Annotated in this window: 12 protein-coding genes and 1 pseudogene; 4 read left to right on the top strand and 9 right to left on the bottom strand. The window is 48.0% G+C overall.

Features of this window, described 5'->3' with window-relative positions; translation table 11 throughout:
* Window positions 1-92: 92 nt before the first annotated feature.
* The gene (locus ACO6UY_RS11130) at window positions 93-8,597 is read right to left on the bottom strand and encodes an autotransporter domain-containing protein (RefSeq protein WP_422489950.1); all 8,505 of its coding nucleotides are present in this window, start codon (window positions 8,595-8,597) and stop codon (window positions 93-95) included.
* A 196-nt stretch (window positions 8,598-8,793) separates the two neighbouring features.
* Complete coding sequence (locus ACO6UY_RS11135) at window positions 8,794-9,027, bottom strand: DUF6364 family protein (RefSeq protein WP_422445885.1); 234 nt, start codon at window positions 9,025-9,027, stop codon at window positions 8,794-8,796.
* A 330-nt stretch (window positions 9,028-9,357) separates the two neighbouring features.
* Between ACO6UY_RS11135 and ACO6UY_RS11140 the strand changes: the two genes are divergently transcribed.
* A complete protein-coding gene (locus ACO6UY_RS11140; RefSeq protein ID WP_422445884.1) occupies window positions 9,358-9,672 on the top strand; it encodes a type II toxin-antitoxin system HigB family toxin in 315 nt (104 codons plus the stop codon).
* Window positions 9,669-10,094: a helix-turn-helix domain-containing protein gene (locus ACO6UY_RS11145; RefSeq protein ID WP_422461695.1), complete on the top strand. Its 426-nt coding sequence runs from the start codon at window positions 9,669-9,671 to the stop codon at window positions 10,092-10,094. Before ACO6UY_RS11140 ends, ACO6UY_RS11145 begins: the two co-directional genes overlap by 4 nt.
* A 190-nt stretch (window positions 10,095-10,284) precedes the next feature.
* On the opposite strand, the gene ACO6UY_RS11150 is transcribed toward ACO6UY_RS11145, so the two are convergent.
* From ACO6UY_RS11150 to thiM, 7 genes and pseudogenes are all read right to left on the bottom strand, one after another.
* Window positions 10,285-10,653 (bottom strand): type II toxin-antitoxin system PemK/MazF family toxin, encoded by a 369-nt coding sequence (locus tag ACO6UY_RS11150; RefSeq protein WP_422445880.1) that lies wholly within the window; start codon window positions 10,651-10,653, stop codon window positions 10,285-10,287.
* Entirely contained in the window at window positions 10,653-10,919 is a 267-nt protein-coding gene (locus ACO6UY_RS11155; RefSeq protein ID WP_422445878.1) for a hypothetical protein, read from the bottom strand. The genes ACO6UY_RS11150 and ACO6UY_RS11155 overlap by 1 nt, the downstream gene beginning before the upstream one ends.
* A 378-nt stretch (window positions 10,920-11,297) precedes the next feature.
* Window positions 11,298-12,371 carry a lipase secretion chaperone gene (locus tag ACO6UY_RS11160; protein WP_422445876.1) on the bottom strand — a complete coding sequence of 358 codons (1,074 nt, stop codon included), beginning with the start codon at window positions 12,369-12,371 and terminating at the stop codon, window positions 11,298-11,300.
* 68 nt (window positions 12,372-12,439) lie between these two features.
* On the bottom strand, window positions 12,440-13,396 hold the full coding sequence (locus ACO6UY_RS11165) for an esterase/lipase family protein (protein ID WP_422445874.1): 957 nt from the start codon (window positions 13,394-13,396) through the stop codon (window positions 12,440-12,442).
* 44 nt (window positions 13,397-13,440) lie between these two features.
* Window positions 13,441-13,611, bottom strand: a pseudogene (locus ACO6UY_RS11170) (IS1 family transposase); the annotation flags it as partial.
* Between the two features lie 208 nt (window positions 13,612-13,819).
* Window positions 13,820-14,332, bottom strand: coding sequence for a ubiquinone anaerobic biosynthesis accessory factor UbiT (gene ubiT, locus ACO6UY_RS11175; RefSeq protein ID WP_422445872.1), 513 nt, complete (start codon window positions 14,330-14,332; stop codon window positions 13,820-13,822).
* Window positions 14,329-15,138: a hydroxyethylthiazole kinase gene (gene thiM, locus ACO6UY_RS11180; protein ID WP_422445870.1), complete on the bottom strand. Its 810-nt coding sequence runs from the start codon at window positions 15,136-15,138 to the stop codon at window positions 14,329-14,331. Before thiM ends, ubiT begins: the two co-directional genes overlap by 4 nt.
* 461 nt (window positions 15,139-15,599) lie before the next feature.
* Here thiM and alaE point away from each other — a divergent pair, with 461 nt between their 5' ends.
* Window positions 15,600-16,028: an L-alanine exporter AlaE gene (alaE, locus tag ACO6UY_RS11185; protein WP_163369906.1), complete on the top strand. Its 429-nt coding sequence runs from the start codon at window positions 15,600-15,602 to the stop codon at window positions 16,026-16,028.
* A 407-nt stretch (window positions 16,029-16,435) separates the two neighbouring features.
* Window positions 16,436-18,184: a dipeptide ABC transporter ATP-binding protein gene (locus ACO6UY_RS11190; protein ID WP_422466277.1), complete on the top strand. Its 1,749-nt coding sequence runs from the start codon at window positions 16,436-16,438 to the stop codon at window positions 18,182-18,184.
* Window positions 18,185-18,193: the final 9 nt, after the last annotated feature.

Consider the following 18,193-nt stretch of genomic DNA (forward strand, 5'->3'; position numbering starts at 1 on the left):
AAAAAAAGCCTCCCGAAAAGGGAGGCAACTCTGTACACACTCTATAAGCACTACGCACACATAACCGTTAGCCTGAAATATTACTCCTCCTGCTAAAAGTCATACCGCAGCCGGGCGATAAACCCATCGGACTTGAAGTTATCCATCCAGTCATGGCTGTAGTTGAACGACAGCGTCATATTACTATCCAACTCCATATCCACCGAAGCGGCAAACTGGAAGCGGTTATCGTCACGCTTGGCACCGTGTACGACAAAGCTATCGCCTCCGGCAGCATAGTGAGCGGTCATGGTCACCGGGTCATCCTTAAAGTCGTGGAAGGCCATCAGTTTGAAGGCTGGCTGGAATACCATATCATCCATGTAGATATCGCCCATTAACTTAACCCCGACACCAAGCTCTAAAATAGAGTAATTGTCATTTTTAACATTGTCGTATGCCAGGTGATTAAGAGCAGCGGATTCTGAATAATCATCAGTCTCTATACGGTAGTAGTTAAAGGCACCGAGTGGTTGCCAGCTCCAGTCATCATCCATGGGCATGGTATAGCCAGCTGTCAGGCTGATGCCCCAGCTTTTGGTGTCATAGCTAGCCTTAACTGCATTACCAACGACGGAGCGCCGTGCGTCATTATCACCAGAGGAGTAGCTGAGCTGGCCATCCAGGAACATCTCATCCTGGGTAAAGGCACCGTACAGGCTGAAAATATGATTTTTGGAATCCATGCTGCCGCCAGAGCCTTTACCACTGATATCTGTTTTAGCGTAGGTATAGGCCAGCCCCACATCGGTCATATCATCCAGTTCGGTATCCACCCCCAGGGTAAAGCCATTGGTTTTGGCATCAAAGCCAAAAACACCGTCATGTTCATCCTGGGTGGCATCGTTATAGGCATACTGAATCCAGAACCCGCCGGACTCCATCATATCGCCACTGCTGATGCCGGTGCGGATGCTGGTAGTGCGGGTCTCAATGGCTTTACCGGACATTCGCTGTGCGCCCTGGGCGGCACTGACGGCACTGGCGGTGTTATCCGGGGTGAGCTGTCTGGCAAGTTGGGCAGCCTGGTCGGAGGTTTTGGCAAGAGGGACCACAAATTTATTGAGGTTGTCATCGCTTTCGCTCACCGCCACTTTTTTGTTAGCGGCAACTTCCAGGGCTCTGACAGCAGAAGCGGGTGCCCCACCGGCTGTCGCCAGTTTACGGACATGGTTGACCATAGGTTCCCTGGCAACCACCATACGCTTGTTATCTTTACTATCCAGCATGGCGGTAAAGTGCTCATACTGCTCATTCTTAACATCCAGAGTAACGGCTCGTTTGATGGGGGCTTTGGAGATCATCAACTCTTCTTTATCTTTAATTTGTACTTCTTTCAGGTCCACAACCACCTTGGCATCAGGTTCAATTTCAATGCGATCTGCAACGACCACTGGTCGGTCGGGATTTGTACCGGGACCCATCTCCAAATCGCCAACCTGATGGTAAAGGTCGCCACCGTCATTGACTGTTTCGTGGATTTTCAGTTTACCGCCTTTAACAATATCTAATTTAACCTTACCTTTGATAGAGCCTTTTAACTCATCGGTACCGCTGATCATAATATCACTCACACCGGTGATATTGCCTTCTATCATACCGCCTGTTTGCTCAAGAGTTACTGTTGCGTTTTCGGATACCCCGGTGAAATCAATATTGCCCTTTATATTACCGCTGCTAGTCACTTTCAGTGTTTTAGATTCAGTTGGGTTAAAGGCAATCTTCAGCGATGATGGCGGCGCTACAGCATCAGCTTTTTTCGCCGCAACCTGAACATCTTTGCCAATCGTGGCAATCGTGCCAATGGCACCAACGCTAATTCCCTCCATAATATCAATGCTGGCCTTATCGCCGACCATGGTAACCGCTCCAGTTGCTGACCAGTCATTATCGGTAATTTTCAGATGATGAACCGCGTCGGCCGTTGTCAGTCTTGCACCCTTGGCCAGTTCCAGCGTATCGATCCCTTGTGCTGTTGTTAACGATACCGGGCGGCTCTGGGTATTTAACACCAGGCTTTGCTGCTTCACCAAATCGGCTTTTAAAGCCTTACCTACCCTGACTGATTTAAGGCTTTCTGCCTGAATGCGGTCAACATCAGTCACCAAACCCATCTGCCAATCATTGGATTTTATGTCAATGTTTTTCACATTGGTGATAGTGCCAACCACCGCAGCTTTATCGATGGTCAGTTTTTCTATTAGCCCGGACTCATCTGCACTGATCTGAATTGGGTTATCAGACTTGGCATTAATATTTAAAGTCTTTGGCTGGCCTGGCTTTTCTGCATCAGCCCCTACCAAAGAAATACCACTAATAACTGTCTGGTTCCCTGATGCCGGCTTTTTGGCAGTGATGCTTTGCACGCCACTCATAGCTGAGCGCAGTTCCCAATCGTCAGCGCTGTTGACTTCAATATTGTTAATAACAGGAGCTGATACTGTTAGCTTTGTACCACCCAATATATGCAATTGGTCGATTTTGCCAGCAGCAGCACCGGTCTTAGTGGTGGTAATCGCCAGTTCGTCAGACATTACCTGCAAAGAACCGGCTGCGTTGTCTTTGTCTGTAATAGCATTTATTACAACAGCGTTGCTATCACTGACATAAAGGTGGTTTACGGTACCGTCGGTGGTGAGTGCGCTGACTCCTTTGGCCAGGCCATTGACTTGCCAGCCAGCGATATCGCCAACAGTGATTTTGTCAACGGCGGCGAGGCCAAGTTTATTAACGCCGTCGCTTAAGTTGAGCTGTGAAGCACCGAGTATATGCAGGTTACCGATCTTGCCTTGAGCTCCGACAGTATCAGTAGCAATCGCCAGCTCTTTAGACATCACCTGCAAAGAACCGGTAGCGATGTCTTTGTCTTGAATGGCACTTGGTATAGCAGCGTTGCCATCGCGGACATAAAGATTGTTCACGGTACTTTTGGTGTTGACTGCGCTGACTGTGCTGGCATATCCGGTAACTTTCCAGCCAGTGGCATCTTTGCCAACAGTGATCTTGTCCACTACGGCGGGGCCAAACTTATTCACACCACTGCTTAAGCTGAGCTCTGTGGCACCGAGTATCTGCAGGTGGTCGATTTTTCCGTTAGCATCGGTGGCAATTGCCAGTTTGTCAGACTCCACCTTCAGTGAATTCAGCGATTCGGCAGCGTTGCCTTGAACATCACCTGCAGGTGCTGGTTTATTGGTAACTGAAAGGTCTGAGATGGCACTGGAGGTTTGCACCGTGCTTACCCCGGGTAACCATTCCTTCGCTGACCAGTCAGTACCGGTAATGTTCAGTTGTTTGACACCGTCAGCATTTCCCAGTCTTGCACCACTGGCCAGTTCCAGCGTTTTGATCCCTTTTGCGGTTATCGATACCGGATGGCTCAGGGTATTTAACACCAGGTTCTGCTGATTCACCGGGCCAGTGGTTAAATCCTTACCCAACTTGACCTGGGTAAACTCATGGGTTGGTGCCTGGATGGCACCAGCATCCGTAACCGAACCTACGTTCCAATTTTTAGCATTCTCGTCAATGTTAATGGTGGTAGCTCCCTGCAGTTTAACTGCTGCCAGGCTGGCACCATCATTGATCTTCAAAGTGTTAAGCTGGCCGCCTTTGGACACAGTAACCGGCAGCGGCTGGCCGCTGGCAGTGGTTACATTCAGGGTCTGGCCTGGTGCGGAGCGCTGCTCTGACTTTGATGGCCCGGCAACATTCAGTGCGGTTAATACCCCTTTATCAAGGACATTGACGCTGTTCAGGTTGCTGAACGTTCCAGATGCCGTCCAGTCCCCGGCATCGGCCTCTCCACCGGCTATGGCCAGAGAGCTGATGCTGTCAATATCTCCCTCTAAAATACCACCACGGATTACTAACTGGTCATTTTTACTGCTGTCATTCTTGAGTTCGGTAACCAGACCTTTAGCAATTTCAAAGGTCGTGGTGGGGCGGTCAGTAGAGCTGAAGTCGATGGAGTAGTGCGTATCGTCGGCGGTTTTCAGATAAAACGCTGTCGGCATGCTCGCAGTAGCAAATGGAATGTTAAGTGCTCCATCACTGTCTTCAGATCCTTTTTTGACAGCTTTGATTGTTGAATACTGGTCAATAGACGACAATTCAAGCATTTTCAGGTTGGCAGGAACAGAGTCAGGCATATAGCGGTATTCAATGCCGAAAAAGCCTGCAGGCATCTTATTCTTATCATCAGAAAATCCTACATCTCCCGTAAATACAAGGGTATCTTGTTTTGAGGGGTGACCGTTTATGTTGTCAAACGTCATGCTCTTAGTTGGCGTAAACTTGAGACTGGGGCGTTCGCTGGTATTAGCAAAATCAATTTTGGCAATCGCATCACCACCTGTAATGTGAAAGAAATCATCCGCCGGTTGGTCAAACGCTACGTTCAAGACACCCTTCGTCGAGCCAGAGCTGGCCCTGGAGGCGGGGCTACCGGGACCTTTTATGGTTATGGAGTTTGCCTTGACAGCATCATCAACAGTAATTAGAGAAGGGTTTTTTAACAAACCGACCTGCCAATCAGAATTAGGTGAATTGATCTTAATCTGTTTCACATTTGAGATAGTGCCAGCCGCGGCTGCATCACCGATGGTCAGAGTTTTTATTAGCCCGGACTCATCTGCGCTGATCTGAATGGAGTTGGGAGTATTAATATTTAAAGTCTTTGAAACGTTTTCTGGTGGCTTTGTCGCACCAGACCCTTGTAAAGTAATCGCACTAATAACTTCCTGGTTACCTGAATCCTCTCCTGATGCAGGCTTTTTGGCAGTGATGGATTTCATGCCACTCAGAGCTGAGAGCAATTTCCAATCGTCAGTGCTATTGACTTCAATATTGTTAATAACAAGATCTGTGCCTTTCAGCGTTGTACCACCCAATATATGCAACTTGTCAATTTTGCCGTCAGCGTCGCCGTTTTTATCAGTTTTGATATTCAGTTCGCCAGACTGCACCACCCGCAAAGAAGCAGTGTCTTCAATTGCACTCGCACTTAGCTTGTGGTCTTGGGTACCGACATAAAGATGCTTAATGGTACCTGTGGTTTCGACGTTACTAGCTTTGGCCAAACCCCTGACTTTCCAGCCATCGGTTTTGCCAACAATGATTTTATCAACCGAGGCGGGGCCGGGCTGGTCTTTCCCATCGCTGATATTGAGCTGTGCAGCACCGTGTATATGCAGGTTGTTGATTTTGCTCGCGGACTTATCGCTTGCATTTGCGACAATCGTCAGATTGTCAGATCCTGCCTTCAGTCGTCCGTCAGCTTTGTCAATGGCACTTAATTCTTTAGCTTTACTATCGTCGACGTGAAGATGTTCAATGGTGCTGGTGGCGGTAATTTTAGAGGCATTTTTTACCAAACCGGCCTGCCAATCAGTAGTAGCTGAATTTATTTCGATATTTTTCACATTGGAGATATCGCCAATCCCTGCTGCTTTACCGATGGTCAGTTTTTCTATTAGCCCGAGCTTATCTGCGGTGACCTGGGGAGAGGTTGCAGGGGACTTGGGAGCTACGATACTCAAAGTCTTTGCATCCTTAGTTAAATCTTTTGCATTGGCCCCCACCAAAGAAATAGCACTAATAACTGTTGGGACACTTGAAGCCCCTGATGCAGATGCAGGCATTTTGGCAGTGATTTTTTCAACGCCACTCAGATAAGGGAGCAGTTTCCAACTGTCAGCACTATTGACTTCTAAATTTTTAATAGCAACAGGGCCCGATCCTTGTAGCTCTGTGCCACCCAATATATGCAGATTGTCGATTTTGCCAGAACCGGTGGTAGCAATCTTCAGTGCGTCAGACCTGACCTGCAAAGAACCGACAGCACTTCTTTGATTGCCAACAGGTACATTAGCGCCGCTAACGTTGACAGAAAGATTGTTAACGGTGCTGTTAGTGACAGTAATTTCAGAGGCATTGTTTACCAAACCGACCTGCCAATCAGGATCAGCTGAAGCTGTAGCTATTTCGATATTTTTCACATTGGAGATATCGCCAATCCCTGCTTCTTTACCGATGGTCAGTTTTTCTATTAGCCCGAGCTTATCTGCAGTGATATTGGGGTGGTTTGTATCGGATTTGAGAGCTTTGATACTTAGAGTCTTTGCATCAGAATCATTTAAATTTGTTGCATCGGATCTCAAAGAAATTGCACTAATAAATGTTGGGACACTTGAAGCCCCTGATGCAGATGCAGGCATTTTGGCAGTGATGTTTTTAACGCCACTCAAAACAGGGAGCAGTTTCCAATCTTCAGCGCTATAGACTTGAATATTTTCAATAGCAGGGGCTGTTCCTGTTAGCTTTGTGGCACCCAATATATGCAGGTCGTTGATTTTGCCTTCAGCCCCGCTGGCGGTATCGGTAACAATCGCCAGCTGGTCAGACATTACCTGCAAAGAACCGACAGTGTTGTCTTTTTCTTTGTCTGTAATGGCACTTGGTACAGCAGCATTGCCTCGGACATAAAGATTGTTAATGGTACTGCGGGTGTTGACTGCGCTGACTCCTTTGGCCAGGCCGTTGACTTGCCAGCCAGCGGTATCGCCAACAGTGATTTGTTCAACTGCGGCGGGGCCAAATTCATTAACGCTGTCGCTTAAGTTTAGCTGTGTAGCGCCGAGTATATGCAGGTTCTCGATTTTGCTGTTAGGGTTTTTGGCGATGTCGGTAACAATCGCCAGTTTTTCAGAGATGACCTTGAGCGTATCACTCCCATTACTACCACCACTTGTCTCAGGGTTCTTATCATAAACATTAAGATTAATAATGCCGACGGTGTTGAGTTTGGTTACTCCGCTGGCAAAACCGTCAACATCCAAGTTATCGCCATCTGGTTTGCCAACTTCTTCGCCAACAATGATCTTGTCAACTGTGGCAAAGCCGGACTGATAATTTGCTTCGTCATCGCTTAGTGTGAGCTTGTTTTTAGCACTGAGTATGTGCAGGTTGCTGATTTTACCTTCGGCACCACCGCTTATATTGGTAGCGATTGTTAGACCGTCAGACTTAGATTTCACCCATAAAGAACCAGCAGCACTGACTGGCGTTTCGTTTTCGATGATATAGAGATTTTCAATGGTGCCAGTGGTTTTGACTACGCTTACATTTTCAGCCTTACCAGCGGTTGTCCAGGCAGCGGTAGGGCCAACATTGATTTGCCCGACCGAGGCGGAGCCAGAGGATGTTTCACCAAAGGTGAGCTGTTTAGCGCCCAGTATATGCAGGTGTTCTATTGTGCCAGGACTATTGGTGGTAATCTTCAGGTTTTCAGATCCTACCTTCAGCAAACCGGCAGCACTTTGAATACTGCTTAGTTCACTAGCCTCTTTATCATCGACGTAAAGTTTGCCAACGGTGCCGGTGGTGTTGACTTCGGTTACACCTTTAGCCACACCATCAACCTGCCAGCCAGCAGTGCCGCCAACAGTGATTGTGTCAACTGTAGCGGGGCCAGGCGACGAGCTGTTACCGTCGCTTAAGTTGAGATGTGTAGCATCGAGTATATGCAGATTTTTGACTTTGCTGTCAGCACCGCTGGCGGTATCGGTTTCAATCGCCAGAGTTTCAGATGCCATTTTAATTCTAAGGGTATCAGGATCAGCGCTCGTCACTAAGTCTGAATCTTTTTTACTGACATAAAGGTCTTCGATCGCGCTGTTGGTGTTCAACTTGTTTGCACCGGATACATGCCCCTGGGCTGTCCAGCCCGTGCCGGTGATATTGATAGTTTCAAAACCACTGATATTGTTCTTGATGCCGTCGCCAGTTTTTTTAATGTTCAGCTCATTGTCTTTCCCGGCATTGCCCTTTATATCCCCAGTAAACGTACCCTCATTGATATTAACGGTGACCTTTCCTGTTGCGGCTGATGCATCAATCGCCACGGGTGCAGAGGCATGTAATCCCTTAACAGTAGATCCCGTATTAAAGGTAGCGGTAGCTGCTCCAGTGATTTCTATAGCTGCTGCAGAGCTCTCTATGCTGCCGGAGTTTATCAGCGTGCCACCCTCAATTTTAATAGCTGCTTTAGAATTAGAACCCTTTACCGTGCTGGAGTTTGTCAGCTCGCCGCCCTCAATGACAACGCCGGTGGTATCGTCCGCACCCGAAAATGCATCAATCTCACCGCCACCACCTATGGTTAATTTGTCAGCTTTTAATCGTACGCCCGTAGCATCTTTAACTACACTCACCTTTCCTTCATTAGTAATTGTATTATTGCCAGTTTTACTGACAATACTTGCATCCCCTGTTCCCTCTACCTTGATAGTGGCATTAGACGGGATTGTCAGTGTGCCACCGGTCATTGAAATGTTGCATGCTGACTGACTGCTACCCCCATCGCAAGTATCTTTTATCGTGATTATCCCGGCTGGCACAGTTTTTTCTTCATTACCACTGATTGGTACCGCTTGTTTAGGAGGCCAATCGTCTAAACCATCGGCATACGAGCCATTACTGCCAACCCATCCAGCCAGCACCGAACTGATAGCCAGGACCAGGGCCTTTTTGCCTGATGTAATAGACATACGACTCATTGCTTACACCTCAAATACCGGGGAAAGTTTGCAAAGCGTTCAATCACGGTTTAAAAAACGAAAAATGAATGACGAATGACTTATGTAAAAACGACGATTAGCGAACAAATGGATGGTGCACGGTAGAAAGTTAAGTAAGAGAGTAGTGGATAAACTACCAATTATATATATTGTTTATTTCAGGTCTTTCCTGTTTTCATAGTTTCAGGTAATAATTAAAAATCAGCTCTTTTTCGCTGATAATGCCTGCCAGCTCCGCATTGCGGCCGGTTAGTTGTTTTTCGGGTCTAACTTTGCCTGTGTCCGGCTCTTCGGGCAGGGTTTTCAGAAAATTTTCAACCAGCCTGGATAAGCTTTGCTGCTGGCTTGCGCCATATATTTTGGCTTGTCTGATGACTTCAGGGGTAACGGTTAGCGTCAGTTTGCTCATAAGGAATTGTCTTTTAATAAGTTCCCGATTTCCGTTCACCCTGAGTGCTGAGCTTGTCGAAGTATCGAAGGGTCGTGCCACCGAACTTCGACAAGCTCTGTCCGAACGGAGTCAGGCAATGAAAATAGGGAAGTTATTTCCAGGCAACTCCTAAGGCAACGATGTCAGAGGCGGTATCATTCGCTTGGCCAACCCTGTATTGTCACTTGAAAACGACCTCGATTGTCATCAATTGCAATATGGCTTCCCTGCATATAAAGGCAATATTCACAATTTGTAAACAAATCAACCCTATGCTAAAGTTCACAATAAGTAAATTTTGAGACCACTATGCACGTTATCTCCAGGAAGCCGTTTCACGACGCGGCCAAGAAATACCCTAACAATGCAGCTGCCATTGATGCCGCTTATAAAGCATTGCGAAACGGTGACTTTAGCAGCCCGCAAGCATTGAAGGCCCTGTTTCCAAGCCTGGATAATTTTAAATACAAGGACAAGTGGTGGATTATTGATATTGGTGGTAATAACCTGCGACTCATTGCCTTTATCGAATTTAGAGATAACCGAATGTACGTGAAGCATATTGTCCCTCATTCAGAGTACGACAAGTTATGCAAAAAGTACCTAAAGGAGGCCGGTTCATGAGATACGCCAATTTAAAAGAAAAGGCAGTGGACTTTTTTGCAGAGGCTCGTTTCATCAGTCGCATCCACAATGAGTCTGAGTATGAGCAAGCTCTGGAATTAATGGATGAACTGATTGAAGATTATGACCGATACCTGCCATTGATTGAGGTGCTTTCTATCGCTATTGAAAAATGGGAAAAAGAATCCGCAGAGTTTTCTGAGTTTAACCGACGCATCGAAGCACTTGATGATGGTGTCGCTATTCTTCGGACTTTGATGGATCAGTACCACTTAAAGGCAGATGATCTTAAAACCGAATTAGGCAGTAAAAGCCTGGTATCGATGATCTTAAACGGCTCAAGAAACCTGACCAGAGATCATATTCAGGCTCTGTCCGAGCGATTCAAGATTTCACCGTCTGTGTTTTTTCATAAAACCTGAGCGGTTTCCACAAGGCGTTACGTCAAAGTACGCCTTAAATTGTTTCTGGCTCCGAGTGCGGTAACATCATTTTTACCTCCTTCTCGCGATCTTTGAGGACAAGATTGCTCAACTTTATCCCAGACTGACGAGGTTTGCGGGGGCAGATTTTGATTGTGACAGGCGAAGCCTGAGAATGTTTGTCTGGCGGTTAATCAAGGAATGTTTCAGCGCCAATCAGGGGAAGTAGCTTCAGGATCGCTTCTTTATAAACGGCTGCATCTACATGACCAACCCGTTCAGCCCGGCGATGCTGCCAGTCCAGGGTACGAATCAGCCCCGGAATAGCGAAGGATGGCTCTATATCCAGGCCGCAAATCTCCACATTGGCGGGCCGTTTTTTACCCCGGGAGCTGATGGGAATACAAATGGCCTGGCCAATGGCCTTGTTATAGAGGCGCGAAGAGAGCACCAGTGCCGGTCGGCGCTTGCCAATTTCGCCCCCCTTGCCCGGATGGAAATCAAGCAGGACAATGTCACCCCTCTCGGGTATGTAAACCCCGGAACTTGAGGAGGCCATCAAAAGTCCTCCTCACCTGGCCGTGTATCTTCCAGCCAGTCGCTGACTTTATTGTCTGCCAGGGTCTCCTTCAGGCTGGCGACCAGCTCCTGTTCTGAATAAGGGAGCGGACCGGCGGGCACCTTGCGGCGGATAAACAACCCATCGGCATGGATCTCAACCTCAACCCCCATACCTTCTTCAAAACCGGGAATATCCCGCATCGGTCCGCTGATCCGCAGGGCCAGGCCGTTGCCCCAGCGTTTGATGGTGGATTCTGTTCGCATTGTCCCTCCATATCTGCTGTGTAAATATACCAGTGTATACGATGTAGATACTTTGGCAAGGTAGAGGTTTCCGGGCAAATAGTAACTTTGCTGGGGGGGGGGTGCGTTTTGGGGAGTGGATTTTAATAGGCGTTGGCTGTTGGCCGAAAGAGACAGGCTGCTTGTGCTTTTGCGGGGAGTGACCTTCACAAATTTCAGGTAAATGCAGAACTTGTTTCGTGGCAATTGCCAAGGGGGGGCGGAGTCACAGGGTTTACACCCTCGTTCCCATGCTCTGCGTGGGAACGAGTCCACAGGAGCATAACCATTCTTTCTATAGCCTCTGATTCTCAGAGACTATGGTAAAATCTGATTCCTTAATTGAGCTGCTGGCCTGCATCAGGCACCTGTTTTTTGTCGTTCATAGACTTCGACCCGGAGTTGCTCTCTGGCCTCAAAGAGCGACTCTTTGAGGGTTTCTATCTGCTCTTGCTGATCCTCCTGACTTAAACCTTCTGCTGACAGGATATGATTTCTCTGAACCAGGTACTGGTCGATCCGGGACTGCCAGACAGCCCGGTCTTTTTCCAGCTGCTCAAAACGCTCTGCTGCCTCGTAGCCAAACATCTCTATTTTGAGGGATCGAATTTCACTTTCGTCAGCTCCGGCCTGCTTTAAATCCGCTGTTCTGCGATGTAATTCATCAATGATCTGAACCTCCCTTCTGGCTTCGATCATTTCCTGTGGGGCACTTGCGTCAATCTGCTCAAGTTGATACTGCTTTTCCTGATCGCTGAGGGAGCCATCGTTCAATACGTTCATTTTGGCAAAGGTATATTGATCGTATCGTTCTTCCTTGCCATAGAAAGCTTCACGGACCTCTCTGGTCAAATAGATGGATTTCAGTCGGTCGATGTCTGAAAATTGCGCTTCTAGCAAAGAAAGATAGAGCGTTTTATCAAATTCGATACCATCCGCCGCTAATGCCTGAAGAGAGGGAGAGCGTTCCAGCTTCAACCGGTACAAGGCGAGTTTTAAGTCGATATAACTGTTCAGAATCGCCCTGGCCTCAGACAGTGCCGGTTCAGTCAGTGAGTTCGTCAGGTATTCATTGATTCTGCCAAGAATGGTTTCAATCGGTTCCTCTTCTACGGCAGAGAGAAAGTAGTCGAAGATCTGCCTGATATCACTGGCAATGATCAGGTGTCCATTATCGTCTACAGCCAGACGTCCCATAACCTTGGTGTCTTGAAGTGTATCGGGCAAGGTTCCGAAGCTGGACATATAAACCGCTGAACTATTTGATGATGTCTTTTCCAGAGCATTGGGTGAGGACTGGTCAGAGATAACAGGTTGGGCTGCCTCAGGCTGACTATCTGTTTCAGCGATTTGTTTATAGACGATTACGCCAATACAAAACAAGAAACAGATAAAACAGGATATTTTGAGTTGTCTGCGTCGTGATGCTTTCATGAATTATCTGCCTGTACCGTTTGGAGAAGACCTTTCATAGACCTTCTCCAACTGATGACACCTTGCTTTTATAAGCCTGCTGTTTTCAAGCGTACAGCGTGGTTTTCATAAAGGGTAACCGGATCGGTTTCAAAAAGATGGTGAATACCAAAAAGATGATTGATAGCATCCAAATGATTCAGGCTGTAATCAGTGCCAATGACTTTACCCCAGTGCTGACTGCATTGGCCGACCAGGCCATCATCATTGTTGCCGCTGATGCCTGTGCTGGTCAGCATCAGGAAGGCGTCTGAAATATCAAAAACGTTGGTTGCGGCATCATTGCCTCCCCAGGAGTAATAATGCACTCCATTCACTTCCTGGGCACCCTGGCCACAAGATGAGGATGGCATGCCGTCGGGAAACTTTTTGTTGAACTCTGCCGCACCGGCTGTCGTCAAGAATGTGATCGAGTCCAGGGCATCCTGCGGATTCTCAGGGTTGCCAGCAAGAAAGTCGGTTATTTGACCCATCAGCTCAAGAGCCTGAGCTATAAAAGCTTCTGTGTTCCCACCCATCGGAACCAGGCCCCGGGCCACATCGGCAAACTCCGAGCCAAAGTTGACGGCGTTTATGGTGGTTACAGAGGCTACTAGGTCAGGCCTGACACCCGCTGCGTAACGGATAGTGGGTCCACCAAGGCTGTGCCCTGTCAAATTGAATTTTTCGGCACCGGTGGCGGCTTGTAAATCTTCCAGATAGGTCACAAGCTGCTCTCCCCTGACATAGGCGTCTTCCCAGGCAGAGAGGTTGGGGCTGTAGACTTCGGCACCTCTCTCCTTGAGAGCATTGTGAACACCGTAAAAGTAATCAATGCCCAGAATGGAGTCGAACCCGGCCACACCATGCACCAGAACAATAGGGTATTTGGTTTTGTAGGCGTCACAGTCTTGCCAGAACATACAGGCTGCATTGGCCTGTGTGCTCAATAGAACGCTAAATGTCAGTGCTGTCCAGAGGATTTTTTTTATTATTGTGTCTGTCATGTCAATCTCAAATTTAGTTGTCATTGTATAATGGGCTAAACCTCTTATATCCCGTGAATATTAATGCCAAACTCAATCCTATTAATCAATAAGCCAATGACGAAATCATGCATTCTCTTTGGTTTTGAAAAGCATATTGTCTTTTTTATCAAGCGCTTGATCCAAGTTCTGAAATTCAAATTTTTGCGTTCTGTTTTTTGAGCGTTTTTCTTACATACATTATGTTTTTATTCGAACTGAACCGGTTGTCTGACGACAGGCTTTATATTGCCATAGAGTTTTACTATCGAAATGGTTGCGGGATTGTAAACACTTCGGCAAGGCAGAGGCTCCCCGGCAAACAGCAACATTGCCGGAAAGCAAAGCTTTTATTGTGCTTTTTGGACAGTGGATTTTAATAGGCACTGCCAACTGCCCACTGCGTCAGACTTTTTTTCTCTGCAATTGCTGCCCCACTCGCGCCAGTTGCTGCACAGGAATCGGCAACTGTTCCAGCTCCAGGCTATCCAGCAGGTTTTTTACTCCAAGCCCCAGCTCAGTGTCACCCTCAATCATCAGGCTGCGTTGAAAGAACAGGGTATCCGGGTCTTCCTGTCGGCCGGCCAGTTTCAGGAAAGATTTGCTGTCTCCCCGGAATTCAACATCAAAGTGTCGTGGGCCGGTAGCGGTCAGCTGACTGCCATCGAAACTGATAAAGAAGCTGATGTCGAGATCGGTAATATGGATTTTCAGGCAGCGATTTTCCAGAAAATCAAAATCGCCTTCTTCTATTGGCGTATGGAAGATGTGGTTGATGGCTTTGGTCAGCGGCTTGTTCACCATGGCTGATGGCAACAGCCTGACCGGCAGGCCCAGTAACTCAATACCTGGTTTTTTGAATCTCTCCCGCAGGTTAATACCGGGCAGAGGAGGTCTAATAGATGACAGCAGACTCAATGACAGCTCCTTCTCATATTGCTCACTTTTTCAAATTTCTCAATGGTGGCCCGGTCCAGCAAGTACAGCTCATCCAGTATGCGCAGTTGCAGGGAGCCAGGGCCGGGGCAATCCATACTGGCCAGTTCGCCGGCAATGCCAAGACAGGTAAGGCCGGATACGGCCGCAATCAGTGGTGTATCGCAGACCGCAAGAAATGCGCCGATGATGGCAGTTGCCGTACAACCGGTGCCGGTTACTCTGGCCATCATAGGGTGGCCATTATTGATTTTGTAGACGTCGTAGCCATCGGTCACATAATCGGTAGCACCGGTTACCGCGATAATCAGGTGATGTTCACGGGCCTTTTCCTGAATAAATTCCAGGGTAGACTCACTGCTAGTGCTGCTGTCGACGCCTTTGCCCTCATTGGCACCGGTAAACAGGGCTTTGATCTCGGAGGCGTTGCCCCGTACGACGGATGGCTTGTTGGCCAGCAACTGTTTATTGCCTGTCAGCCGGAAGGGTGTTGCCCCGACACCGACCGGGTCGAGAATCCAGGGCTTTTCAAGTTGTAATGCCGTTTCTGTGGCCAGAAGCATACTTTGCAGACTGGAGCCGGTCAGCGTTCCAGTATTGATCAGCAGGCTGCCGGTAATGCTCACCATATCAGCGACTTCTTCAATGGCATGGGCCATGATCGGCGATGCACCAATGGCCAGCAGGGCATTGGCTGTGGTGTTGGTGACCACATCGTTGGTGATGTTGTGAACCAGCGGCTGCTTTTCTCTCACTTCTTTGAGTGAATGAATCATTTGTTCTTGCATAGGAAAGGCCTTTTTATCCATGCTCAATAATAATGATGTCTGGCGGACAGTGCATTGACACGTGTCACGGTCTTGTCTCCTGACAAATGATTTCAAGAGTAGATCATTTGTTATCAGGTTGGTTGTTGTTGGCAACTATTCCTGTTTAAAAGAGATATCTTGAAATTATATTCTGCAAATTATCTAAATATGGATTTATTGGCTATTGTTTTTTGTCGTATCTAGCTATATTTTTTACCGCCTGAATACTACCGTTTTAGTTCAGTTTTCTGCTTATCAGTTATCCCGTCAGATCTCAGTTTTTACCTATGGAAGGGGCTTCAGAACCTTCTCCTGAACAGACTGATGGATTCTATTTTATTTCAAAAGAATTGACCGGTTCTTCCTTCACAGAATCGGTGCAGGGATTTTTTTGTGCTTTTTCTGCCCGATCAGGGCTTTTTGTTTCAGGAGCGAGGGAGATGGTTTTTAATCGGGATATGTTGGCGGATACTTTTGCCATGATTACCTTTGGTATTGTGGTTGGCATGAGTGTTGAACTGCTGGCAGGGCTGAGTTTTGAACAGTCACTGCAATCCCGTCTGATGAGTGTTCCCGTTAACCTGTTAACGGCAAGAGCTTATGGACTTTACCGTGACTGGCTGATTCGTCGTGGCCGGTTTATCGGCAATGGGTTTATGCAAATGACGCTGCTGGATGCCCTGGCGTTTCTGTCGTTTCAGATTCCGCTGTATGCCTTGCTGTTATTGTCGACAGGTGTCAATCTGGAGCAGTTGCTGGTTGCCTGTGCAGGGCAGATAGGAGCGATGCTGATTATGGGGCGGCCATACGGAATCTATTTGCAGCTCTGTCGCAACTGGTTCAAGCCTGTCACAATTCCTGCTGTATAAAAATTCTTCAGTTTTTCATGAATAAAGCCCTGATTCGTAAGCGATTTTCGAATCAGGGCTTTTTATTTTCCTGTCCTGGCGTTATAGTTATTTTCCGAAATGAGTCGACATGGTTTTATGTATTTGTCGACGCACTCTGGCATTAATAATGCCTTAATAACATAACCTCCATGCACTCATGTCACCCATGAGTCCGGCCTGAACTTCTATTCAATTTGTGACGGCTGTTATGGGGGATAAGCTGTATCACGTATCGTCTGTATCTGTCGTAAGTCAAACTGCGCTGCCCTCTGTGGGGGGACCATTGTTATCCCATATACGACAGCGTATTTGCATCATGGCTTGCGAGTTTCAGAAGCTGAGGTTCACCTTCTGACGTTCGGGACTGAGCATTACAAGGGGGAAGCATGTCCTTACTGGAAGTAGAAGGGCTGCGCATTGAGTTTCCATCTCGTCATGGCACTGCTGTAGCTGTTAAAGGGGTTTCATTTACCCTCGAAAAGGGGGAGATACTGGGCCTTGTCGGTGAGTCCGGTGCCGGTAAATCCACCGTTGGTAATGCGGTCATTGACTTGCTGAGCCCTCCCGGTGTGGTGGCTGGTGGTAATATCAAGCTGGATGGCCAGGCCATCAGTGGTCTCAGTGGCGAAGCCATTCGCCGGATCCGTGGTCGTCGTATCGGGTTTATTTTTCAGGACCCAATGACGTCTCTTAACCCGATTCTGACCATTGAAACTCAGATGGTGGAAACCATCATGGTCAATCTGGGGCTTGATAAAGCTGCGGCCTATAAAAAGTCAATAGAACTGCTGACCTCGGTCGGCATTTCAGAGCCGGAAGTCCGTATCAGGCAGTACCCTCACCAGTTTTCCGGCGGTATGCGACAGCGTGTTGTTATTGCCATTGCCCTGTCCGGCGACCCTGAGCTGATTATTGCCGATGAACCCACCACGGCACTCGATGTCTCTATTCAGAATCAGATTCTCGAATTGATCCGCAAACTCTGTAAAGAGCGGGACGTTGGCTGCCTGCTGGTCACCCACGATATGGGGGTTATTGCCAATGTGACGGATCGTGTCGCTGTTATGTATATGGGTGACCTGGTGGAACTGGGTTCCACCGAACAGATTCTACGTCGCCCGGAACACCCTTATACCCAAAGCCTGATCAGTGCCGTGCCCAGAACCGATATTAAACTGCACCGCTTTCCCAGGGTTGAGTACATCGAAAAAGAACAGGGGCGTCATATTGATGTGAAGAATCACTGGCTGGGGCAGAAAGAGCAGCTTTCTGAATTGAATGCAGAGATGAGCGACCGTGCCCTGCTGACCGTGAAAGACGTTAACCTTCGTTTTGAAACCCAGTCTGCGTTCCTGAAAAAAAATCGCCGTTACGTTCAGGCATCCAACCAGGTGTCTTTTGAGGTGCGCGCCGGTGAAACCTTTGGTCTGGTGGGGGAGTCCGGTTCCGGTAAGTCAACGATTGCCCGGATTATCGCCGGTCTTTATCCACCAGACTCCGGATTGATTGAGTTTGCCGGTCAGGATATTACCCGGCTGACTGAAAAGCAGCGTAAGCCATTTCGCCGTCAGATTCAGATGGTGTTTCAAAATCCCTATTCCAGCATGAATGCTCGAATGACGGTGCAGGACATCATTGCCGAGCCCATTCGTTTTCATCAACTGGCCGAATCTGAACGTCAGATCAATAGTATCGTGGCGGATCTGCTGGATCACGTTGGCCTTGGTCGTGGGGCCGGGGTCAAGTATCCCCATGAATTTTCCGGCGGCCAGCGTCAGCGCATCTCCATTGCCAGGGCATTGGCAACCCGCCCGAGATTCCTGATCTGTGACGAGCCGACCTCGGCGTTGGACGTATCGGTACAGGCTCAGATTCTCAACCTGTTAAAAGACCTTCAGGAGGAGCTTGGCCTGACCATGCTGTTTATCAGCCACGATCTGCCGGTTATTCTGCAGATGTGTGACCGCATTGGTGTGATGAAGATGGGAACACTGGTTGAAGTGGGGGACACCGATCGGATTTTCAGTGATCCTCACCATGAGTACACCCGACATCTGATCAATATGATGCCAAGGGTTGAGCATCTGTCCCGCAGTGGGTTGGATATTGAAGCCAGTGTTGCTGCGCATTCTTAGGTATAGTTC

This window comes from Endozoicomonas sp. ALE010 (assembly GCF_049310165.1).
In the GTDB taxonomy this organism is placed as follows: Bacteria; Pseudomonadota; Gammaproteobacteria; order Pseudomonadales; family Endozoicomonadaceae; genus Endozoicomonas.